At 52.2% G+C, this 20,612-nt stretch carries 22 protein-coding genes and 3 pseudogenes; 22 read left to right on the forward strand and 3 right to left on the reverse strand.

Going from position 1 to position 20,612, the window contains the following annotated elements:
* A complete protein-coding gene (locus tag ACTVDO_RS01530; protein ID WP_020960554.1) occupies positions 1–375 on the reverse strand; it encodes a rhodanese-like domain-containing protein in 375 nt (124 codons plus the stop codon).
* 211 nt (positions 376–586) lie between these two features.
* Here ACTVDO_RS01530 and ACTVDO_RS01535 point away from each other — a divergent pair, with 211 nt between their 5' ends.
* From ACTVDO_RS01535 to ACTVDO_RS01570, 8 genes and pseudogenes are all read left to right on the forward strand, one after another.
* On the forward strand, positions 587–1,423 hold the full coding sequence (locus ACTVDO_RS01535) for a lipoate--protein ligase family protein (RefSeq protein ID WP_020960553.1): 837 nt from the start codon (positions 587–589) through the stop codon (positions 1,421–1,423).
* 256 nt (positions 1,424–1,679) lie between these two features.
* Positions 1,680–2,465: pseudogene (locus ACTVDO_RS01540) on the forward strand (ribonucleotide reductase N-terminal alpha domain-containing protein); the annotation flags it as partial.
* 244 nt (positions 2,466–2,709) lie between these two features.
* A complete protein-coding gene (locus ACTVDO_RS01545; RefSeq protein WP_442900904.1) occupies positions 2,710–3,594 on the forward strand; it encodes an LAGLIDADG family homing endonuclease in 885 nt (294 codons plus the stop codon).
* A 78-nt stretch (positions 3,595–3,672) separates the two neighbouring features.
* Positions 3,673–5,460, forward strand: a pseudogene (locus ACTVDO_RS01550) (vitamin B12-dependent ribonucleotide reductase); the annotation flags it as partial.
* Positions 5,461–5,589: 129 nt separating this feature from the next.
* Positions 5,590–7,002 carry a LysM peptidoglycan-binding domain-containing protein gene (locus ACTVDO_RS01555; RefSeq protein ID WP_442900905.1) on the forward strand — a complete coding sequence of 471 codons (1,413 nt, stop codon included), beginning with the start codon at positions 5,590–5,592 and terminating at the stop codon, positions 7,000–7,002.
* A 210-nt stretch (positions 7,003–7,212) separates the two neighbouring features.
* Positions 7,213–7,362 (forward strand): annotated as a pseudogene (locus ACTVDO_RS01560) (spore photoproduct lyase family protein); the annotation flags it as partial.
* Positions 7,363–7,492: 130 nt separating this feature from the next.
* The gene (mntR, locus tag ACTVDO_RS01565; RefSeq protein WP_020960548.1) at positions 7,493–7,918 is read left to right on the forward strand and encodes a transcriptional regulator MntR; all 426 of its coding nucleotides are present in this window, start codon (positions 7,493–7,495) and stop codon (positions 7,916–7,918) included.
* Between the two features lie 162 nt (positions 7,919–8,080).
* Positions 8,081–8,965: a patatin-like phospholipase family protein gene (locus ACTVDO_RS01570; RefSeq protein ID WP_442900906.1), complete on the forward strand. Its 885-nt coding sequence runs from the start codon at positions 8,081–8,083 to the stop codon at positions 8,963–8,965.
* Between the two features lie 91 nt (positions 8,966–9,056).
* Here ACTVDO_RS01570 and ACTVDO_RS01575 read toward each other — a convergent pair whose 3' ends face one another.
* Positions 9,057–9,413: an SA1362 family protein gene (locus ACTVDO_RS01575; RefSeq protein ID WP_020960546.1), complete on the reverse strand. Its 357-nt coding sequence runs from the start codon at positions 9,411–9,413 to the stop codon at positions 9,057–9,059.
* 22 nt (positions 9,414–9,435) lie between these two features.
* Entirely contained in the window at positions 9,436–10,359 is a 924-nt protein-coding gene (locus ACTVDO_RS01580; RefSeq protein WP_200865296.1) for a DUF1385 domain-containing protein, read from the reverse strand.
* A 194-nt stretch (positions 10,360–10,553) separates the two neighbouring features.
* Between ACTVDO_RS01580 and ACTVDO_RS01585 the strand changes: the two genes are divergently transcribed.
* From ACTVDO_RS01585 to accC, 14 genes are all read left to right on the forward strand, one after another.
* Positions 10,554–11,084: a YqhR family membrane protein gene (locus ACTVDO_RS01585; RefSeq protein WP_020960544.1), complete on the forward strand. Its 531-nt coding sequence runs from the start codon at positions 10,554–10,556 to the stop codon at positions 11,082–11,084.
* 238 nt (positions 11,085–11,322) lie between these two features.
* Positions 11,323–12,384, forward strand: coding sequence for a M24 family metallopeptidase (locus tag ACTVDO_RS01590; protein ID WP_442900907.1), 1,062 nt, complete (start codon positions 11,323–11,325; stop codon positions 12,382–12,384).
* Positions 12,385–12,412: 28 nt separating this feature from the next.
* The gene (gene efp, locus ACTVDO_RS01595; protein ID WP_020960542.1) at positions 12,413–12,970 is read left to right on the forward strand and encodes an elongation factor P; all 558 of its coding nucleotides are present in this window, start codon (positions 12,413–12,415) and stop codon (positions 12,968–12,970) included.
* A gap of 182 nt (positions 12,971–13,152) precedes the next feature.
* The gene (locus ACTVDO_RS01600; protein ID WP_442900908.1) at positions 13,153–13,434 is read left to right on the forward strand and encodes a YqhV family protein; all 282 of its coding nucleotides are present in this window, start codon (positions 13,153–13,155) and stop codon (positions 13,432–13,434) included.
* Positions 13,435–13,495: 61 nt separating this feature from the next.
* The gene (spoIIIAA, locus tag ACTVDO_RS01605) at positions 13,496–14,413 is read left to right on the forward strand and encodes a stage III sporulation protein AA (protein ID WP_020960540.1); all 918 of its coding nucleotides are present in this window, start codon (positions 13,496–13,498) and stop codon (positions 14,411–14,413) included.
* Entirely contained in the window at positions 14,410–14,922 is a 513-nt protein-coding gene (spoIIIAB, locus tag ACTVDO_RS01610; protein WP_442900909.1) for a stage III sporulation protein SpoIIIAB, read from the forward strand. Before spoIIIAA ends, spoIIIAB begins: the two co-directional genes overlap by 4 nt.
* Positions 14,923–14,938: 16 nt before the next feature.
* Positions 14,939–15,145 carry a stage III sporulation protein AC gene (gene spoIIIAC / locus ACTVDO_RS01615; protein ID WP_020960538.1) on the forward strand — a complete coding sequence of 69 codons (207 nt, stop codon included), beginning with the start codon at positions 14,939–14,941 and terminating at the stop codon, positions 15,143–15,145.
* A gap of 12 nt (positions 15,146–15,157) precedes the next feature.
* The gene (gene spoIIIAD, locus ACTVDO_RS01620; protein WP_020960537.1) at positions 15,158–15,553 is read left to right on the forward strand and encodes a stage III sporulation protein AD; all 396 of its coding nucleotides are present in this window, start codon (positions 15,158–15,160) and stop codon (positions 15,551–15,553) included.
* 12 nt (positions 15,554–15,565) lie between these two features.
* Positions 15,566–16,729, forward strand: coding sequence for a stage III sporulation protein AE (gene spoIIIAE, locus ACTVDO_RS01625; RefSeq protein ID WP_442900910.1), 1,164 nt, complete (start codon positions 15,566–15,568; stop codon positions 16,727–16,729).
* A 10-nt stretch (positions 16,730–16,739) separates the two neighbouring features.
* On the forward strand, positions 16,740–17,351 hold the full coding sequence (gene spoIIIAF, locus ACTVDO_RS01630; protein WP_020960535.1) for a stage III sporulation protein AF: 612 nt from the start codon (positions 16,740–16,742) through the stop codon (positions 17,349–17,351).
* A 5-nt stretch (positions 17,352–17,356) separates the two neighbouring features.
* Positions 17,357–17,992, forward strand: a complete 636-nt coding sequence (spoIIIAG, locus tag ACTVDO_RS01635; protein WP_020960534.1) for a stage III sporulation protein AG — start codon at positions 17,357–17,359, stop codon at positions 17,990–17,992.
* Between the two features lie 24 nt (positions 17,993–18,016).
* Positions 18,017–18,577, forward strand: a complete 561-nt coding sequence (locus ACTVDO_RS01640; protein ID WP_020960533.1) for a SpoIIIAH-like family protein — start codon at positions 18,017–18,019, stop codon at positions 18,575–18,577.
* A gap of 146 nt (positions 18,578–18,723) precedes the next feature.
* Positions 18,724–19,233: an acetyl-CoA carboxylase biotin carboxyl carrier protein gene (accB, locus tag ACTVDO_RS01645; protein ID WP_020960532.1), complete on the forward strand. Its 510-nt coding sequence runs from the start codon at positions 18,724–18,726 to the stop codon at positions 19,231–19,233.
* A 15-nt stretch (positions 19,234–19,248) separates the two neighbouring features.
* On the forward strand, positions 19,249–20,604 hold the full coding sequence (gene accC / locus ACTVDO_RS01650) for an acetyl-CoA carboxylase biotin carboxylase subunit (RefSeq protein WP_020960531.1): 1,356 nt from the start codon (positions 19,249–19,251) through the stop codon (positions 20,602–20,604).
* The last annotated feature ends 8 nt before the right edge of the window (positions 20,605–20,612 follow it).

Consider the following 20,612-nt stretch of genomic DNA (forward strand, 5'->3'; position numbering starts at 1 on the left):
TTAGGCTTTTTTCTTCACTTTCCCAGTCCACGTTTTAAATCCGCCTTTTAAATGGTACAAGTTGCGGTAGCCTTTCCGGTACAGCATTTGCGCGGCTCGCCCGCTGCGCAGCCCGTTTTGGCAATATAAATAAATCGGCTGGTCTTTGCGCAGTTCTTTCATGCGCATGCGCAGTTGAGTGAGCGGAATGTTGCGTGCCCCTAAAATATGTCCAGCCGCAAACTCATCCGGTTCGCGGACATCGACTAATTGCGCTTTTCGGTAGCCGGCGCGGAACTCTTCTTCTGTCAACGCCTTGACAATTCTCCGCTGCCACAAATACGTGATGACGGAATACACGATGATCGCGCCGAGAACAATAAGCAAAGCTTCCATCCGTCACGCCTCCTTTCCCTTCGTCCACTATTCCTATTATATAAAGTTGCCGCTTAGAAGCAAAGTGTTTTCATAATGGCATTTTTCTTCCCTTGACCGGCGTTGTTTGCTAAACTAGTAAAGGCGGTAGAGAAGGCGGTCTAATCTGGCTTGCAAATAAGCCGTCCCAACGCCTATATCGCATGTTTGAAATCGTAGAGAAGGTGAAACGATGGCAAAAGAAGTATGGCGCTTTATCGATTCCGGCGACCGTTCGCCGTCGTTTAATATGGCGCTTGATGAGGCGCTCTTGGATTGGCACAGCGCCGGGAAAATCCCACCAACCATCCGCTTTTACGGTTGGAATCCGCCGACATTGTCAATCGGTTATTTCCAAAAGGTAGAAAAAGAAATCGACTTAGAGGCGGTCAAGCGCCACGGTCTCGGCTTTGTCCGCCGTCCGACCGGAGGGCGCGGCGTCTTGCATGACAAAGAATTAACATACAGTGTGATCGTCTCAGAATCGCACCCGGACATGCCGCAGACGGTGACGGAAGCGTACCGCGTCATTTCCCAAGGCATTTTAGAAGGATTTCGCTTCCTTGGGCTTGACGCATATTTTGCCGTGCCGAAAACGGAAGAAGAAAAAGCGGATTTGCGCAGCCCGCGTTCAGCCGTCTGCTTTGATGCGCCGTCGTGGTACGAGCTCGTGGTTGAAGGGCGCAAAGTAGCCGGCAGCGCGCAAACGCGGCAAAAAGGGGTCATTTTGCAGCACGGTTCGATTTTGCTTGATTTGGACGAAGACTTGCTGTTTCGCTTGTTTAAATACCCGAACGAGCGGGTGAAAGAACGGCTGCAGCGCAATTTTAAAAACAAGGCGGTCGCGATCAATGAGCTGACTGAGCGAACGGTCACGATCGAGGAAGCGAAAGAGGCGTTTTACAAAGGATTTGAAAAGGGGCTGAACATCGTGCTCGAGCCGTATACGCTGACGGCTGAGGAGTTGGCGTATGTCGAAGAGTTGGCCCGGACGAAGTACGAAAGTGACGAATGGAACTTTAAGCGCTGATCAGCAACACGGAAAATCGTTCATTTTCCGGCAAAAACGGCATCATCCAACCGGTTTTCTCCGCTTTTCGCCGTTTTTTGCCTTTTTTTCTGCTTGACAGAAATGAAATCATTTGTTCTCAATCACAATATATAGTATGATTTTCGAAAAAAATCATACTATATATTGTTCTTTTCTGTTTGATATGGTAAGGTAGAGAAGACAGGACAACTTTGCCAAAACATGAGAGATTATATAAAAGAGGAGAGATAGGAGAATGACGGTGGCGTCGTCTGAAAAATTGAAAATCAATATTGACAAGCTGAACGAGGACATCCGCCTGTTTCCGCAAGTGCATCCGATTACGCCCGATATGCACATCACCCATAAAGGCGTATCCCGTTTGGTTATGCTTGACCGGTATTCGTTTAAGGATACGGAAAAGCTGACGCTCACACCGGGCGATTTCGTCGTGTTGACGATCAAAGAGGACCCGAAATTCCCGGCCCGCGGCCTCGGTTTTATCGTCGACATCGACTGGGAGGCGAAAAAAGCGCGCGTGTTGATTGAGGATGAATACCGGCATGTGCTTGAAGGCGAGGAAGCGGAAACGGGCATTGTGTTCCGCTCGCTCGACATCATCGACAAGCCGCTTGAAATTTTCTACGAGCAAATCGCGAAACGAAACGCGACCGGGCTGGCGGCGGTGGAGAAAACGGAGGAAAAGCGCAACGAGTGGTTCCAAAAGTTTTATGAGGAGCTGTCCAGCATGAACTTTGTGCCGGCCGGGCGCGTGTTGTACGGGGCGGGTTCGGGCAAGGAAGTGACGTATTTCAACTGCTATGTGATGCCGTTTGTGAAAGATTCGCGCGAAGGCATTTCTGAACACCGAAAGCAGGTGATGGAAATTATGAGCCGCGGCGGCGGTGTCGGCACGAACGGTTCGACGTTGCGGCCGCGTCATACGCTCGCGCGCGGGGTGAACGGCAAATCGTCCGGGTCGGTCTCGTGGCTCGATGATATCGCCAAGCTGACCCACCTTGTCGAGCAAGGTGGCTCCCGTTAATAAGGCGCCAGACGGCGGGAGTAAAATCTCGCGAATTGCTGGAACACCCTAAAGCCAACTTGACCACAACGCAGCCGGTGACGGCAGACGTGACGGTTGGAAAACAAGTTGGATGCAACAATGGGCAACCAGCAGCCAAGCATCTCTGGAAACGGAGATGAAGGTTCAACGACTATTGAAACTTCCTACAGCTCTCGATACAATGAGGATAACGAACGTTGTTTCGAGGGGAGAGAGGGCCATGGAAGGAGTAAATCGTAGCTTACGGCGACGAGGCTACGAGGCGCGAGACAGGGAAGAGATGATGAAAAAGGCTAAGCATCTACATGATGCAGGATATAGCCAGGTTAAAATCGCCATGACGTTGGGAATTTCCAGAGGCACCTTAATGAGATGGAATAAAGAGCAAAAGGCATTTCAAACAAGGACACCTGGAGAGGCCGGTAAGTTAGCTGTTAAAAAATATGCCTATAATGACGATTATTTTTCTAGCATTCAAACTCCGAATCAGGCTTATTTAGTTGGCTATATTTTAGGTGATGGAACTTTATATGATCGTAAAAAGTCGAAACGCTTGGTGTTAACCGTAGCAGAGGTAGACAAGGATTTACTCTATAGTATCGCAAAAGAGCTAAGCATTGATGATGAGGCTGTTAAATTTAGGAGAAGTAATGCGCCTAACGAGCAAAATAAGTACTCACTAACAATTAGTTGCACAAAAATGTGTAATGACTTAATGAATTTAGGAATATTCCCTCAAAAAACGGGAAGTGAACCATGGATAGAGTTTCACAACAGTGAGTTACAATGGAGCTTTTTGCGTGGGATATTCGACGCTGATGGAAGTATCAGGATATATAAAAGATATTATCAAGATAAGGGCAAAGCCTACATCAAAGTGCGATTTGGTATTACTGGATCAAGGCAACTATTAGGGGGAATTTTGCGTTTTTTAAAATCTAATGGCATTGCCCAAAATGTCAACACGTTGACGGCCAAGCAAGGCTGTTTCGACTTGTACATTTCCAGCAGCCAAGATGTTAGGGAAATATTCCACCACCTATACCGATATGGCGATATCAAGTTAAACCGTAAGTACCAAGTATTCTCTTCCCTGATGATATAGTCTGATCTCCGACCGAAAGGCGGAGAGCTAGGCAGAAATGACCTAGCCCACTCGTGAAAGCGAGTGAGTAACAATGTGCGCGGCGCCCAAATGATTATGCTCGCTGACTGGCACCCGGACATTATCGAATTTATCGTCTCGAAAATGCAAAACCCGCGCATTTTGCGCTACTTGCTTGAAAACACAGAAGACGAAGGCATCCAAAAAGCGGCGCGCGACAAGCTGAAATTCACACCGCTCACCGAGCGGGAGCGAGCGATGTACGAAGCGATCGTCCGCTACAAAAACGAGCCCGGCTACGGTGGCTTCACCGAAGAGATCATTAAAGACGCCGAAGAAAAACTGCGCACCGGCGGTACATACACGGTGCACAATCCCGACTTTTTGACCGGTGCGAACATTTCTGTCTGCCTAACGAAAGAATTCATGGAAGCGGTCGAAAACGACGACGAATATGCTCTCCGTTTCCCGGACGTGGAAACCTATTCCGAAGAGGAAATGCGTATTTACAATGAAAAATGGCATGAAATCGGCGATGTGCGCGAATGGGAGAAAATGGGCTACCGCGTTCGTGTCTACCGGAAAATCCGCGCCCGCGAACTGTGGAAGCTGATCAATATTTGTGCGACGTATTCGGCCGAGCCGGGCATTTTCTTCATCGACAACGCCAACGAAATGACGAACGCCCGCGCCTACGGGCAAAAAGTCGTGGCGACCAACCCGTGCGGGGAACAACCTCTCGCACCATATTCGGTCTGCAACCTGGCGGCCATTAACTTGGCGAACATGGTGGACAAAGAGCGGAAAGTCGTGGACTACGAAAAGCTGAAGCGCACGGTCGAAATCGGGGTGCGGATGCAAGACAATGTCATTGACGCTACGCCGTATTTCCTTGAGGAAAACAAAAAGCAAGCGCTCGGTGAGCGCCGCATCGGCCTTGGCGTCATGGGGCTCGCGGACTTGCTTATTTATTGCGAAAAAGAGTATGGCTCTGAAGAAGGAAACGAACTCGTGGATGAACTGTTCCGCACGATCGCCACGACCGCCTACCGGGCCTCGATCGAGCTGGCGAAAGAAAAAGGTAGCTTCCCGTTTTTGGTCGGCGAAACGGAAGAAGAAACGCGAAAGCTGCGCGAGGCGTTCATCAACACCGGCTATATGAAACGGATGCCGGATGACATTCGCCAGGATATTTTGCAATATGGCATTCGCAACTCGCATTTGCTGACGGTGGCGCCGACGGGATCAACGGGAACGATGGTCGGCGTCTCGACCGGGCTTGAGCCGTACTTCTCGTTTTCGTACTACCGGAGCGGGCGCTTGGGCAAGTTTATTGAAGTGAAGGCGGATATTGTCCAAGAATATTTGGACAAACATCCGGAAGCCGACCCGAACCATTTGCCGTCTTGGTTTGTGACAGCGATGGACTTGCCGCCGGAAGCGCACGCCGATGTACAATGCATCATCCAGCGCTGGGTGGATTCGAGTTTGTCGAAAACGGTCAACGCGCCAAAAGGCTACACGGTCGAGCAAGTGCAAAAAGTGTACGAACGTTTATGGCGCGGCGGCGCCAAAGGCGGCACTGTCTATGTCGACGGCAGCCGCGACGCGCAAGTGCTGACGTTGAAAGCGGAAGAAAACACGGTTGATGAGCAGTTGGAGCTCATTCCGGAAGAAACAGAAGAACAAGTGAAGAAGCGCACCGTCGTTCTTGTCGATACGATTCAAGATGTGCGCGCCACCGATGTGACGATCGGCTCGGAAATCGGCAACATTTGTCCGATTTGCCGCGAAGGGACGGTCGAAGAAATCGGCGGCTGCAATACGTGCACAAACTGTGGCGCCCAGCTGAAATGCGGGCTGTAATCACGATGCGGGTGAGCTGGATTGGCCAAAACGCTGGTTTCCATTGTGAAACCGGCGTTTTTTTACATAAAAAAGGGGAGGGAAAATATAGTATAAAAGGGAGGGGGAAGAAACGAAAGGGGGAGCGTGATGATTGTCCATGTCGTCCAACGCGGGGAAGCGCTTTGGCAGCTGGCCCGCCGCTACGGCGTCCCACTTGAGCGGATCGTCGCCGCCAATGAACTAAGCGACCCGAACCGGCTTGTCAGCGGGCAGGCTGTTGTCATCCCGGTGCCATATCGCTATCATACCGTTCGTACAGGGGAAACGTTATGGCAGATCGCCAGGGCGTATGGAGTAACGGTCGAAGCGATCGTGCAGGCGAACCGGATCGCCAATCCGGCGCTCATTTATTCGGGCACGGCATTGTTGATTCCGGCCCGCGTCCATACGGTGCGCACGGGGGAAACGCTAGGGCAAATCGCCGCTGCTTACGGGGTGAGCGTCCAGCAAATCATTGAATTCAATCCGATCACCGATCCGAATATAATCGTTCCCGGACAGCGGCTTGTCATTCCGCCGGCTAAGCCGCTCATTGAAACGAATGCGTTTACGATTGATCCTGGGGAAGAAGGGGCAGAACAAGTGCGTGAAGTCGGCCGTCATTTGACGTATGCCGCGCCATTCGCCTACACGATTCGCGCCGATGGCGGGCTCAATCCACCAAATGACACTGCTATTATGCAAGCGGCTTACGCTGCGCGCATCGTACCGATGATGACGATCACGAACTTTACGTATCAGGACCCGGGCTCGCGGCTGGCGCAGACGATTTTAGGAGACACCGCGCTGCAAACGCGGCTGCTTGACAATATCATTCAAGTGATGCGCGCGAAAGGATATCGGGCGTTGAATGTCGATTTTGAAAATGTGTATCCATCCGACCGCGAACGGTATAATATGTTTTTGCAGCGGGCGGCGAACCGGCTTCACGCTGAGGGATATATGTTATCGACGTCACTGGCGCCTAAAATAAGTGCAGAACAAAAAGGGCTGCTGTACGAGGCGCATGACTATCCCGCCCATGGACGCATCGCCGATTTCGTTATTCTAATGACGTATGAGTGGGGCTATCGGTTCGGACCACCGCAAGCCATTTCGCCAGTAAACCAAATTCGGCGCGTGCTCGATTATGCGGTGACGGCCATTCCGCGGAGGAAAATCATGATGGGATTCCAAATTTACGCCCGCGACTGGTTGCTGCCGCACGTGCAAGGGCAAGAGGCGGAAACGTTCAGCCCGAAAGAGGCGCTCGAACGCGCCATTCGCTACGGGGTGCCCATTCAGTACGATATGGAGGCGGCTTCCCCGTTTTATCGCTACACGGATGAGCGAGGGCGCCAGCATGAAGTATGGTTTGAAGATGCCCGCAGCGCGTTAGCGAAATTCCAATTGGTGAAAGAATACGGATTGCGCGGGATCAGCTACTGGGTGCTCGGGTATCCGTATCCGGAAAACTGGGTGTTGTTGGAAGACAACTTCCGCGTCCGTAAGCGCGGGTAAGCTGAGCAGTTAGAGCGTATGCGCCGGTTAATGGGCATGCGCTTTTCCTTTGCGCTTTGAAATTCGAGCCGCTTTTTCCGTTGGGAGATTTCGATGGCATGTTGGCTGATTTTGTCGCTTACATATTTCCTTTGTGTTTTGACGTTCGAACTGCTTTTTTAACGGATAACATTCGGTGTCATATTGGCTAACTTTGTCGTTTACGTATTTTTGGACGAATCGAAGCACGAGTATAAGTGGGGGCGGTACGGTGTCGGCAAATACGTGTACCGTGATGAGGAGGAGCGGGAGCTGGAGGAAACGATACGCTCGTACATTGCCCACTTTTTCCCGGCGGCCGAGGTGCAGTATTTTACGTAATGACCCTTTTATGATATAATAGAAATGATTGCTATTTTTGTCTGCCAAAAGGGCCGACACACATCGGAATGACAGTATAGGCCGGGGGGATTTGCTGGCGGCAGGCAAACGTTGCAGGAGGGGACAAACGTTGCCGACACCGAGCATGGAAGATTACATTGAGCAAATTTACATTTTGATCGAAGAAAAAGGCTACGCCCGCGTCTCCGATATCGCGGAAGCGTTGTCCGTTCACCCTTCTTCGGTGACGAAAATGGTGCAAAAGCTCGATAAAGATGAATATTTAGTGTACGAGAAATACCGCGGTCTTGTGTTGACGCCGAAAGGAAGAAAAATCGGTCAGCGGCTTGTGTACCGTCATGAGCTGCTTGAACAGTTTCTTCGCTTAATCGGTGTCAATGAAGAAAACATTTATCGTGACGTTGAAGGAATTGAACATCATTTGAGCTGGAACGCTATCGACCGGATCGGCGACTTGGTCCAATATTTTCAGGAGGACGGCCGCCGCCTGGAGGCGTTGCGCGATGTCCAAAAACGCAATGAACAAGGGGAGTAAGCGACTGCTTGCTCTTTTTTTGTTTTTCGCGAAAATGCCCGCGCTTTGTGGAGCCATTTTCATGCCGGGTGGAGGGCAAAACGTTGCCCATGGAACTTTTCCGTACTAAACGCCTTTTCTTTCTCTTACATATGTATAAACGGCGAGAAAGGAGAGGCAACGGTGGACATTGACATCGTCTTTTCCGGTGGCGGAGTGAAAGGGTTTGCGTTGCTTGGAGCATACGAAGCCATTGAGGAAAAAGGGCTGCGCTGGAAGCGGCTCGCCGGAACGAGTGCGGGGGCGCTGCTCGCTGCGCTGTTGGCGGCTGGATACAGCGCCCGCGAGATGACGCGGTTGCTCGAGGAGCTCGAGATGGAGCAATTTTTGGATGAGCGGGCGTCGTGGATTCCGTTTCCTGTTTGGAAATGGGTGCGTCTTTATTGGCACCTCGGCGTTTACAAAGGAAAGGTGTTTGAACAGTGGATTGAATCGGCACTCGCCGCTCGCGGGGTGCGGACGTTTCGGGACATACCACCCGGGAGTTTGTATATCGTTGCTTCCGATGTGACGAACGGGCGCATCGTGGTGCTGCCGGACGACTTGCGCACCTACGGACTCGACCCTGACTCATTTTCGGTCGCCAAGGCGGTGCGGATGAGCACGAGCATCCCATACTTTTTCGAGCCGGTTCGCCTCCGCGGGCGGGGCGGCATCTCTCTCATCGTTGACGGCGGAGTGCTCAGCAACTTTCCCCTTTTTCTCTTTGATGAAGAAAAGGAAGCGAAAAAACGGCCGGTACTCGGCGTCCAACTGAGCGCAAAGCCGGGCGAGCAACCGAAACGGCGCATTTCCAACGCGCTTGATTTGTATGAAGCGTTGTTCGCAACGATGAAAGAGGCGCATGACGCCCGCTATATTTCGCGTCGCCATGAAAAAAATATCATCTTTTTGCCGGTGGAAAATTTCCTTTCGACCGACTTTTCCATCGACCCGGAAGCGCGCCGGCACTTGATTGAGTATGGACGTGAGCGGGCGCGGCAGTTTTTGCGGCAATGGGCATACTAGACGGCCGCTTTGAGGAACAGGTGAATAATGGCGCGTGGGGAATGCCGCCTTCCTGTCACGGATGGCGAAGGCAAACAAAAAAAGAATCAAGCTAAAACGAAGCCCGATTCTTTTTTTTGCTTTTTTTCCCATCGATTACAGTTAAATGCGGAGTTGCTGTTCGCTTTTTCAGCGGCCGTTTCAGTTTCGCCGGCTTTGGCTGTTTGCGCCCGGAACGGGGATGGAGCTTTTTCGACTGCCGCACCGCTTTTAAATATGACAACCGCTCTTTATTGGTGCGGCGTTGGTACACGAAACGGTAAAACAGATAAATCGCGGCTGCAAACAGCGCGACAAACAACAGCTGGCGAAACAGCACCGTCGGATGGGCAAAAAGGGTATAGACAATGCCCAGCGTTCCAAGCAAGATTATAAGCCCGACGAGCGGGTGAATGGCCCTGCGCCGCAATGAATCCACCCCCTTTAATCAATTACTGCACGACTTTTTTCGCTTCGGCTTCCGCTTCCAAGCGGAGAAGGCGCTGAAACGAGGCGATGGCCACTTCCACTTGTTCATTGTCCGGTTCTTTTGTCGTCAGCCGCTGAAGCCATAGCCCGGGGTAGCCGAGCCAGCGCAGCAGTGGAACATCCCTCAATTTATTTGTAAACTGCAATACTTCAAACGAAACGCCAAGCACGACCGGAATTAAAGCGAGCCGGTTCACGATCCGCAGCCAAAGCGGATCGGTCGGCACGAACAAATAAAGGAATAAGCCGACGACGACGGTAAATAAAATAAAGCTGCTGCCGCACCGGTAGTGGAGACGCGAGGCGCGCTGGACGTGCTCGACAGTGAGCGGCCAGCCCGCTTCATAGGCGTTGATCACTTTATGTTCCGCCCCGTGGTATTGGAAAACGCGCTTCACAAGCGGCGTTAACGAAATAAAGTAAATATAGCCAAGCAACAGGGTGAGCTTGAAAACCCCTTCAAGCAAAATCTGCCCCGTCTTTCCCGGGACGAGCGGCTTGAAGGAAGCGGCGAGCAGCGCCGGAACGAGTGTAAAAATCGTTTTGGCGAACAAAAACGACAGCACACCGATGGCTGCGGCGCCGAGAATGAGCGTCAGTTTGGAGCTGCTTTCCTCACCCGCCTGCTCTTCTCCTGGGGTCACCTCATACCGTTCGCTTGCAAACTGCAAATGTTTGGCCCCGTTCGCGCTCGCTTCGATCATGGCGATGACGCCGCGGACAAACGGAATTTTCTTAAAGGCGGCCAGCGTCGGATTGGCATGGCGCGGCAAGGAAAAGTATTCAATCGTTCCATCATTGCGGCGAACAGCGGTGACAGAGTGTGTTTTGCCGGCAAACATGACTCCTTCGACGACCGCCTGGCCGCCGTATAACGGTTTATCCATTTGTTTCATCAAGCAAACACCAACCTATTTTTATGTTTATTATTTTATTCTACAAGAAACATTCGGAAACCTCTAGGTTGATGTTACTGTTATGATTTCCAAAAAATCCATTATTTACACGGGGACGATCATTTTTTCGCTTGATTCATGGAGCAAAGGGCTGTAGGTCATACTAACGGACAAGGAGGTGCAGCATGATGGCGGAACAAAAAGGAAAGCTCGAGCAGGAACAAACAGAGCGGCCCATGACGCTTCTGCAAAAAACGGTCATAATCGGGTTGGTCGGCGGGGTGTTTTGGAGCTTAATCGGCTATTTGGCCTACTTTTTCAACTTTAGCGAAATCAGTCCAAACATGATTTTGACTCCTTGGGTGGCCGGCGATTGGAAATACGGGAGGGCCGGCAACTATGCGGCCATCGCATTGATCGGTATTATTTCCATTGCGGCCGCGCTTCTTTACTATGCGTTGCTGCGGAAAATTCGCGGCATGTGGGCAGGAATTTTATACGGCGCCGCGCTCTGGGCTGTTGTCTTTTATTTGTTCAATCCGTTGTTTCCAAACGTCCGGCCGGTCGCTGATTTAGAACCGAATACCGTCATTACGACGCTTTGCTTGTACATTTTATACGGCGTGTTTGTCGGCTATTCGATTTCCTTTGAGACGCAGGAAATGAATCGGCCGTCGCCAAGCGCTGGAAAAGAGGCGGCGAAGGAAGGAAGTTGACAAGCGCTTCTTGTTCGGTCGAGATGAGCCTTGCTTCGCCAAACCAGTGTATAGCGGGAACCTTCCCTTTATGGTAAAATAAAGAAGGTTTTCGCGCGGTTCGGCATTACGGCTGATGGCAAGCGGCCGTGCCAAACCGGCGCACGGTGCCGCCTTCAGCATGATCATGGCCGAGACACTCCCACTCCATTGCCGGCTGGTGGGGAGCAGTCAAATTCACGGGAAGAGGAGAATGAGCATGGAAAAGTTGGAAAAACTTCGGACGCTTCTTGAGGAGAGGCATATTGACGGGCTTTTAGTAACCAACGGCTACAACCGCCGCTACATCACCGGATTCACCGGCACGGCCGGCGTCGCGCTTGTCAGCCGCCAAGGAGCGGTGTTTATTACGGACTTCCGCTATGTCGAGCAAGCTTCCAAACAAGTCGAAGGCTTTGAGATTGTGCAACATAGCGGGCTGATCGTCGAAGAAATTGCGAGGCAAGTAAAGCGGCTCGGCGTTGCAAAACTTGGCTTCGAGCAGGAGCATGTCACATATGCGGCATACAAAGCGTATGAGGAAGCGATCGGTGCTGAGCTTGTGCCGACGTCTTCTATGGTGGAAAAGTTGCGCTTGATTAAGTCGGAAGCAGAGATTAAGATATTAAAGGAAGCGGCGGAAATTGCCGATGCGGCATTTGCTCATATTTTGTCGTTCATTCGTCCGGGTGTCAAAGAAATGGAAGTGGCGAATGAGCTCGAGTTTTTTATGCGCAAGCAAGGAGCGTCTTCTTCTTCCTTCGATACGATCGTCGCGTCCGGCTACCGTTCGGCGCTGCCGCATGGGGTGGCGTCTGACAAAACGATTGAGCGCGGCGAGTTTGTCACGCTCGATTTCGGGGCCTACTACAAAGGGTATTGCTCCGATCTGACAAGGACGGTGGCCGTCGGCGGCATCAGCGCTGAACTGAAAACGATTTATGAAATCGTCCTTGAGGCGCAGCGGCGCGGCTTGAGTGGGCTGAAAGCGGGCATGACCGGCAAGGAGGCGGATGCGTTAACGCGCGATTACATTCGCGAACAAGGGTACGGCGATTATTTCGGACACTCGACCGGCCACGGCATTGGCCTTGAAATTCACGAAGGGCCGACGCTTTCGTTCCGCTCCGACGCGGTGCTTGAGCCGGGCATGGTTGTCACGGTTGAGCCGGGCATTTACATCCCGGGGCTCGGCGGGGTTCGCATTGAGGATGATGCAGTCATTACCGCTGATGGGAACGAAGCGCTCACTCATTCGCCGAAAGAACTGATCATTTTATAACGGATTGCGTGAGGAGGAATTTCGGTCAATGATTTCAGTCAACGATTTTCGCACAGGGCTTACCATCGAGGTCGACGGCGAGATTTGGCGCGTCCTTGAGTTTCAACACGTCAAACCAGGCAAGGGCGCGGCGTTCGTCCGTTCAAAACTGCGCAATTTGCGCACCGGCGCCATTCAAGAGCGGACGTTTCGCGCCGGCGAAAAAGTAAACCGGGCGCAAATTGATACGCGCAAAATGCAATATTTGTACGCCAACGGCGATCAGCACGTCTTTATGGATATGGAAACATACGAGCAAATCGAACTGCCGGCAAAACAAATCGAACACGAACTCAAGTTTTTGAAAGAAAACATGGAAGTGTTCATCATGATGTACCATGGGGAAACGATCGGTATCGAGCTGCCGAACACCGTTGAGCTGAAGGTCGTCGAAACCGAGCCGGGCATCAAAGGCGACACCGCTTCCGGCGGCTCGAAACCGGCCAAACTCGAAACCGGCCTTGTCGTTCAAGTGCCATTTTTCGTCAACGAAGGCGACACGCTCATCATTAATACCGCTGACGGCACGTACGTGTCACGGGCGTAAGCGGCTCGAAACAGACAGCACTGCTCCGGAATTTTCCGGGTTGGTGCTGTTTTTTTATGCGCAAATAAGATCTGGATGGCTTCGCTGCCCATCTCCGTTTTCACCGGCAAAAACTTCTTCTGAAACGGCTTGTTCCCGCATACGTTTGTACTAATCAATCCCATTTTTAATAGGAGGAACATATGAAGCATTGGCTGCGATCGATCGATCCGTCCGTCTTGGCGATGGCCGGGATGCGGATGTTGTCGGCGCTCGTTGAGCTCAGTGCGGCGCTGTTGATGCTGGCGTTTAACGACGTCAAAAAAGCGCTCGCCATTAACGCTGCACTTGCCGTCGTCGGCCCGACTGTGATGATTGTGACGATGACGATCGGGCTGCTTTCGCTGGCGGACGAGCTTTCATTTTCCCGGTTGGGGCTCGTCACGCTCGGAGTGGCACTCATTTTGTTTGCCATCTACAAGTAAGGAATAAACGGCATATTTCACCCATACATATGAACTAGTCCACGAGAAAAGGAGGAGGGCCATGGAAGCGGTATGGGGAATTTTGCCGAAAACGATCGCTGCCGTGTTGCAGCAGTTGCCTTCCTGGGGCCGCAACATCGAGGAAATCCGCATCCGCATTTCCCGGCCGCTTGAGGTGATCGCCGACGGGAAGGCCCGCTTGTTGCCATATGAAGCGACAAAAGAGGATGGCATGTACTTGCTCAACAAATTAAGCCATTATTCGATTTATGCCGTCGAAGAAGAGCTGAAGCGCGGATTTATGACGATTGAAGGCGGGCACCGCGTCGGGCTCGCCGGCAAAGTCATTACGGAAGGGGGCAAAGTGAAAGCAATCCGCGACGTCGCCTCCTTTAACATTCGGATTGCCAAAGAGCAACTCGGCATTGCCGATCCACTGATCCCGTATGTCCACGACGGGCGTTGGCGTCATGCGATGATCATCGGTTCGCCGCAGACCGGCAAAACGACGCTGCTGCGCGACGCGGCGCGCCTTATCAGCAGCGGAACCGGGCGCATCCCGGCGCAAAAGGTGGCGATCGTTGACGAACGGTCAGAAATTGCCGGCTGCGTCAAAGGCATTCCGCAATTTTCGTTCGGCCCGCGCCTTGATGTATTAGACGCTTGTCCGAAAGCAGAAGGGATGATGATGATGATCCGCTCGATGAGCCCGGATGTCATCATCGTCGATGAAATCGGGCGTGAGGAAGATAGCGAGGCGGTGTTGGAAGCCGCGAATGCCGGCGTCTCGATATGGACGACCGTGCACGGTCGCACCATCCAAGACGTTTGGCAGCGGCCGACATTGCGCCCGGTCATGGAGCAACGAGTGTTTGAACGGTTTATTGAACTGACGAACGTTCCACACCCTGGTTCGATCCGGCGCATCGTTGACGCTAGCGGGACGGTGCTGTATGAACGGGCGGTGGCGAGCCGATGAAATGGTTGGGCGCCTTATTGATTCTCGCCGCCTCGACATGGATGGGATTCGCCGCGGCCCGCACTTTGTATGAGCGTCCGCGCCAGCTTCGCCAGCTAAAAGCGGCGCTCAGGGCGCTTGAAGCGGAAGTGATGTACGGACATACGCCGCTCGCTGAAGCGTCTGCTTATATCGCCCGGCAAACGGCTGCCCCGGTGTGTGAGCTGTTTTTTCGGTTCGCCTCGGCGCTGCGCACTGAAGAGACGAGCGTGGCTGAGGCATGGGAAAAAAGCTTGCAAGCTTTATGGGGAAAAACGGCGTTGAAACAAGGGGAATTGGAAGTGATGAAACAATTTGGCGCCACGCTCGGCCAGTATGACCGGCTGACCCAGCAAAAGCAAATCGCTTTGGCGCTCGCCCATTTAGAGCGGGAGGAGGCGGAAGCGCTCGATAACCAAGCGCGCTATGCCAAAATGGCAAAAAGTTTAGGCGTGTTGGCCGGGTTGCTGCTCGTTATTTTACTCATGTAGACAGGAGGCAGGACGAATGGGCATCGATGTCGATATCATTTTAAAAATTGCCGGCGTCGGCATCGTCATCGCATTTTTGCATACGGTGCTCGACCAGATGGGAAGGAAAGAATACGCCCAGTGGGTGACGCTGCTCGGCTTTATTTACATTTTGTTTATGGTCGCCTCGATTGTGAGCGATTTGTTCCAAAAAATTAAAGACGTTTTTTTGTTCCGCGGGTAGGGGGAAGAGGCCATGGACATTTTGCAAATCGTCGGCCTCGGGTTGGTGGCGACGTTTTTTGTCGTGCTGCTGCAAGAACAAAAATCGAACCTCGCCTTTTTATTGACTGTTTTTGTCGGCTGCACGATTTTTTTGCTGCTCGTTGACCAGATTAGTGAAATTTTATTGATGCTGCGGGAAATGGCAGAAGGCGCCCACATTCAAATGGTGTACTTGGAAACGATGTTGAAAATTATCGGCATTGCTTACATTGCCGAGTTTGCCGCGCAAATTTCCAAAGACGCCGGCCAAGGGGCGATCGCCGCCAAAATTGAGCTCGGCGGCAAAATCGTCATTTTGGCGCTCGCCGTCCCGATTTTGACTGCCATCATTGAAGCGGTCATTAGCCTCATTCCGGCGGCGCGATAAGGAGGGAACGAATTGAAACGGACAGCGTTCCTCATTGCCGGGTTGCTTTTTCTCTCTTTTTGCCCGTTGGTCGTACAAGCTGCAGGCCAGGAGCCATCCGTCAGCGAACAGCTTGCTCATTTGGATGTCAGCGACATCCGCCGCTATTGGGAGACGATCGTAAACGAGTACGGCGGTTTTTTGCCGGAAAGCGAAAAAGGGCCGCTCACTGATTTTTTAAGCGGTGATAAGCAATGGTCGCCGGTCGAATGGCTGAAAGCGCTCGCCCGTTATTTATTTTATGAGCTGCAAGTCAACGGCAAGCTGCTTGGGACGCTCATTTTGCTTGCTGTATTCAGCACCGTGCTGCAGTCGTTGCAAAATGCGTTCGCCCAACAGGAAGTCAGCAAAATCGCCCACGCGGTCGTCTATATGGTGTTGTTGTTGATCGCCTTAAACAGCTTCCGCCTCGCAGCCGGCTATGCACTTGAGGCGGTGCAGACGATGAGCCATTTCATCATCGCCCTCATTCCCCTTTTGCTCGCGCTGCTTGCGTCTTCCGGCGGGGTCGTATCGGCGGCGTTTTTTCACCCGATCATTTTGTTTTTAATGAACACAACCGGCACGGTCGTTGAATATGTCACATTGCCTCTTTTGTTGCTGGCAGCGCTGCTTTCCGTTGTCAGTACGCTCAGCGACCGGTATAAGGCAACGCAGCTTGCTGATTTGTTGAACAAAGTCGCCCTCGGTTTGCTTGGCATCATTTTGACGGTTTTTCTTGGCGTCATGTCAGTGCGCGGCACGACGGCAGCAGTGGCGGATGGCGTCACATTGCGGGCGGCGAAATTTGTCACCGGCAATTTCATCCCGGTCGTCGGCAAACTGTTTACCGATGCCGCCGATACAGTGGTCGCCGCTTCCATGTTGCTGAAAAACGCCGTCGGATTGGTCGGGGTTGCCGTTTTATTAATGATCGCCCTCTTTCCGGCGGTGAAAATTTTCGCCATCGTCATCATCTACAAGCTATCGGCCGCCTTATTGCAGCCGCTCGGCGGGGGTCCGGTGCTTTCCTGCCTCAATATCATCAGCAAAAGCATCGCCTATGTGTTGGCGGCGCTTTTGATCGTTTCACTCATGTTTTTCCTCAGCCTCACCGTCATGGTTATGGCTGGGAACATTACGATGATGGTCCGCTAGGGGGAACGGTATGCAGTTTGTCATTGAGTGGGTTACGAACATCATTTTGTTTTTGTTGTTTGCCATCATCATCGACTTTTTGCTGCCGTCCGGGACGATGCAAAAATATGTAAAAATGGCCATTGGACTTATGCTGCTGCTCGTGATGCTCGGGCCGGTGCTCCGGCTTGCCTCGATTGAGCCGGAACAGCTCGTCACTTTGGCGCTCGATCGTTTTTCCGACGGCCCAACCAATGACGAAGCAATAAAAAATCAAATCGAGCAGCAGAAAAAAGAAATACAAGCTTCACAACGCGCATATATTTTAGAACAAATGGCTGTCCAGATGGAAAACGACGCAAACGAGGAGTTGATGGGAAAGTATGGATTAAAGGCTGATGTCAAAATTTACGCCGATAACAAAGAAAGTTGGCGCATGCCGGAAGACATCAAGACGATTCAAGTCGTACTTTCTAAACAACAGCCTGCCGGGACGGTGGAGCCGGTCATCATCGATACGACGAAACCGCCGGTCTCGCCTGAGGGTGATGCCTCACTGGCCGAAGAGGTGCGCGCCTTTCTCGCCGGCAAATGGGAAGTCGATGAAAATAAAATTGCCGTACAATTTAGGGGGAGGGAATAGGGGGGATGCTCCAGTTTATGAAACGGCTCTTTTCTTCGCCGCCAAAAGAAGGGGACGGGGAGGGAGCCCGAAAAAAAATGCCGTTTTCCTATGTTGTCGCATTGTTGTTAGCCGGCGTTGCCCTTATGGCCGTGAGCCATTTTACAGGCAGCGGGGACGACGCCGCCAAGCCTTCCGCTAATCAGCCGGAATCCCCGTCTGAGCCGGCGTTTTTGTCAAGCAAAGAGACGAAAGAGAAAGTGATGGCCGCCTATGAGGAACGATACGAAAAAGAACTGAAAGCTGCGCTTGAGGCGATCGAGGGGGTGGATGACGTCACTGTCGTCGTCAACCTCGATTCAACGGAGCTGAAATTGTTCGAGAAAAAGCGTTCCACTCAGCAGCAAACAACGGAAGAGAGCGACAAGGAAGGCGGAAAACGGACGATTGAAAACAAGTCAACAAATGAAGAAGTGATCATTATCCGCAACGGCGAAGAAGAAACGCCGCTTGTTGTCGCCACGAAAAAGCCGGACATCCGCGGCGTGCTTGTCGTCGCGAAAGGGGCGGACAATTTGCAAATTAAAAAATGGATTGTCGAGGCCGTGACGCGCGTGTTGAACGTTCCAAGCTACCGCGTCGCTGTGTTGCCGAAAAAATGATTCGGGTAAGGGGAGGAGATCGGCATGTTGAAAAAACAAACCGTATGGCTGTTGACGATGCTAAGCTTAGTGGTCGTGCTGTCGGTCTATTACGTGACAGCGCCGAAAGAGATGGGTGACAGCCCGGCGTTTACCGCCAATGAGAAAACGGACAAAATGAAAGAAGAACCGAGCGTCGCCATCGAAGAGGAGGGGGGAAAAGATAGTCCATCGACAGCCGGTGAAACAGGCGATGATTTGTTTATGGCGCTGCGCATGAAAATTGAGGACGAACGAAGCCGGCTGCGCGATGAACTGAACGCCGTTGTCGCTTCGGCGAACGCGACAGCCGAACAGAAAAATGAGGCGTTGAATAAAATTGAACAGCTGCAAGCGCTGTCTGAAAAGGAAGCAACGTTAGAGACGCTTATTAAATCAAAAGGCGGCTATGAAGATGTGCTCGTGCGCGCTGATGACGACCAAGTGCGCGTGACGATTAAAGCGAAAGAAAGTTCGGCTAAATCAGCAAACGAAGTGATTCATATGGTGAAAAAAGAAATTCCGGACGCCGAATACGTGACGGTTGAGTTTCAGCCGGCCGGATGAACACGCTGCTCTGTGTGGAGCGGCTTCTTTTTTTGCATAAAAAATCTTTTGTTTGTCCTACGGTTGTGTGTATAATCGTTATGAGCACGTTTTATTACCGTCTGCTAAAAGCGGGCTCCTGACAATTGGAGAAAGGTGTGAGATCGGTGAAAATTCAAGAAATCCGTGAATTGATTCGGTTGGTTGACCAATCCTCGATCGACGAATTTGTATACGAACAAGGCGAAACGAAAGTACATATGAAAAAAGCAGCTGTAGCCGCACCGACGGTAGCCGTACAGGCGGCGCCTGCTGCTCCGGCGGCGGCCGAACCGGCACCAGCGGCCTCACCGGTTCAAACGGCTGCCCCGGAAGCGCCGGCGCCGGAAGCGGAAAAACCGGCCGCTCCCGAAGTCAAACAAGCGCCAGCGGGCAACCTGCACCAAATTACATCGCCGATGGTCGGCACGTTTTACGCCGCTCCGGCGCCGGATAAGCCGCCGTATGTGAAGCCTGGCGATCAAGTGAAAAAAGATACCGTTGTTTGCATTATTGAAGCGATGAAGTTGTTTAACGAAATTGAAGCGGAAGTTGACGGCGAAATTGTCGAGGTGCTCGTGCAAAACGGCCAGCTCGTCGAATACGGCCAGCCGTTATTTTTGGTCAAGCCTGAATAAGGGAGAGAACGGACAATGATCAAAAAAGTGTTAGTGGCAAACCGCGGGGAAATCGCCGTCCGTATTATCCGCGCTTGCCGCGAGCTCGGCATTGAGACGGTCGCCGTCTTTTCGCAAGCCGACCGCGACGCCTTGCATGTGCAGCTCGCGGATGAGGCGTACTGCATCGGACCGACCGCTTCAAAAGACAGCTATTTAAATTTCACGAACATCATGAGCGTAGCCACGCTAACCGGTTGTGACGCCATCCATCCGGGCTATGGGTTTTTGGCGGAGAATGAGGCGTTTGCCGAGCTGTGCCGCGAGTGCAACGTCACGTTTATCGGCCCAAGCCCGGAAGCGATTACAAAAATGGGCATTAAAGACATCGCGCGTGAGACGATGCGCGAAGCTGGGGTGCCGGTCGTACCCGGCTCGCGCGGCGTCATTGAAAGCCTTGATGAGGCGCGGGCGATCGCCGCAGAGATCGGCTACCCGGTCATCATTAAAGCAACAGCCGGCGGTGGCGGGAAAGGGATTCGCGTCGCCCGCAATGAAGAAGAGCTCGTCAAAGGCATCAACATCACCCAGCAAGAGGCAGCAACAGCGTTTGGCAACCCGGGCGTCTATATTGAAAAATACATCGAAGATTTCCGTCATGTCGAAATTCAAGTGCTCGCTGATTCGTACGGCAATACGATCCATCTTGGCGAACGCGACTGCTCGATCCAGCGCCGGCTGCAAAAACTTGTCGAGGAAGCGCCGTCGCCGGCGCTCGATGACGAGATGCGCCAACAGATGGGCGAAGCGGCGGTCAAGGCGGCAAAAGCGGTCAATTACACGGGCGCCGGCACAGTGGAATTTATTTATGACCACCGGAACAAGCAGTTTTACTTCATGGAGATGAATACGCGCATTCAAGTCGAGCATCCGGTCACCGAGCTGATTACCGGCGTCGATTTAGTAAAAGAGCAAATCCGCATCGCGTCCGGCGAAAAGCTGTCGCTCGCCCAGGAGGATGTCGTCTTTAACGGTTGGTCGATCGAATGTCGCATCAATGCGGAAAATCCGGAGAAAAACTTCATGCCATCGCCCGGGAAGATCGCCATGTACTTGCCGCCAGGCGGACCGGGTGTGCGCGTCGATTCCGCCGCTTACCCGGGCTATATGATTCCGCCGTATTACGACTCCATGATCGCCAAATTGATCGTCCATGCGCCGACACGCGAAGAAGCGATCGCCCGCATGAGACGGGCGCTCGGCGAGTTTGTCATCGAAGGTGTTCATACGACGATTCCGTTTCACATAAAATTAATGGAGCATGAGAAATTTCAAAGTGGCGAGTTTAATACGAAGTTTTTGGAGTTATATGATATTATGAAGGCCGAATAGGAGGTGCC

The sequence above is a fragment of the Geobacillus sp. BK01 genome, assembly GCF_052220245.1.
Classification (GTDB): Bacteria; Bacillota; Bacilli; order Bacillales; family Anoxybacillaceae; genus Geobacillus.

What these genes read in the sequence shown, in the direction of transcription:
- ACTVDO_RS01600 (WP_442900908.1), top strand. Translation starts at nt 13,153, where the DNA reads ATGAAGCATTGGCTGCGATCGATCGATCCGTCCGTCTTGGCGATGGCC.
- accC (WP_020960531.1), top strand. Translation starts at nt 19,249, where the DNA reads ATGATCAAAAAAGTGTTAGTGGCAAACCGCGGGGAAATCGCCGTCCGT.
- spoIIIAG (WP_020960534.1), top strand. Translation starts at nt 17,357, where the DNA reads ATGCTCCAGTTTATGAAACGGCTCTTTTCTTCGCCGCCAAAAGAAGGG.
- ACTVDO_RS01545 (WP_442900904.1), top strand. Translation starts at nt 2,710, where the DNA reads ATGGAAGGAGTAAATCGTAGCTTACGGCGACGAGGCTACGAGGCGCGA.
- ACTVDO_RS01530 (WP_020960554.1), bottom strand. Translation starts at nt 375, where the DNA reads ATGGAAGCTTTGCTTATTGTTCTCGGCGCGATCATCGTGTATTCCGTC.
- spoIIIAA (WP_020960540.1), top strand. Translation starts at nt 13,496, where the DNA reads ATGGAAGCGGTATGGGGAATTTTGCCGAAAACGATCGCTGCCGTGTTG.
- spoIIIAD (WP_020960537.1), top strand. Translation starts at nt 15,158, where the DNA reads ATGGACATTTTGCAAATCGTCGGCCTCGGGTTGGTGGCGACGTTTTTT.
- ACTVDO_RS01555 (WP_442900905.1), top strand. Translation starts at nt 5,590, where the DNA reads ATGATTGTCCATGTCGTCCAACGCGGGGAAGCGCTTTGGCAGCTGGCC.
- ACTVDO_RS01585 (WP_020960544.1), top strand. Translation starts at nt 10,554, where the DNA reads ATGATGGCGGAACAAAAAGGAAAGCTCGAGCAGGAACAAACAGAGCGG.
- ACTVDO_RS01535 (WP_020960553.1), top strand. Translation starts at nt 587, where the DNA reads ATGGCAAAAGAAGTATGGCGCTTTATCGATTCCGGCGACCGTTCGCCG.
- efp (WP_020960542.1), top strand. Translation starts at nt 12,413, where the DNA reads ATGATTTCAGTCAACGATTTTCGCACAGGGCTTACCATCGAGGTCGAC.
- ACTVDO_RS01590 (WP_442900907.1), top strand. Translation starts at nt 11,323, where the DNA reads ATGGAAAAGTTGGAAAAACTTCGGACGCTTCTTGAGGAGAGGCATATT.
- ACTVDO_RS01640 (WP_020960533.1), top strand. Translation starts at nt 18,017, where the DNA reads ATGTTGAAAAAACAAACCGTATGGCTGTTGACGATGCTAAGCTTAGTG.
- spoIIIAF (WP_020960535.1), top strand. Translation starts at nt 16,740, where the DNA reads ATGCAGTTTGTCATTGAGTGGGTTACGAACATCATTTTGTTTTTGTTG.
- ACTVDO_RS01580 (WP_200865296.1), bottom strand. Translation starts at nt 10,359, where the DNA reads ATGGATAAACCGTTATACGGCGGCCAGGCGGTCGTCGAAGGAGTCATG.
- spoIIIAC (WP_020960538.1), top strand. Translation starts at nt 14,939, where the DNA reads ATGGGCATCGATGTCGATATCATTTTAAAAATTGCCGGCGTCGGCATC.
- spoIIIAB (WP_442900909.1), top strand. Translation starts at nt 14,410, where the DNA reads ATGAAATGGTTGGGCGCCTTATTGATTCTCGCCGCCTCGACATGGATG.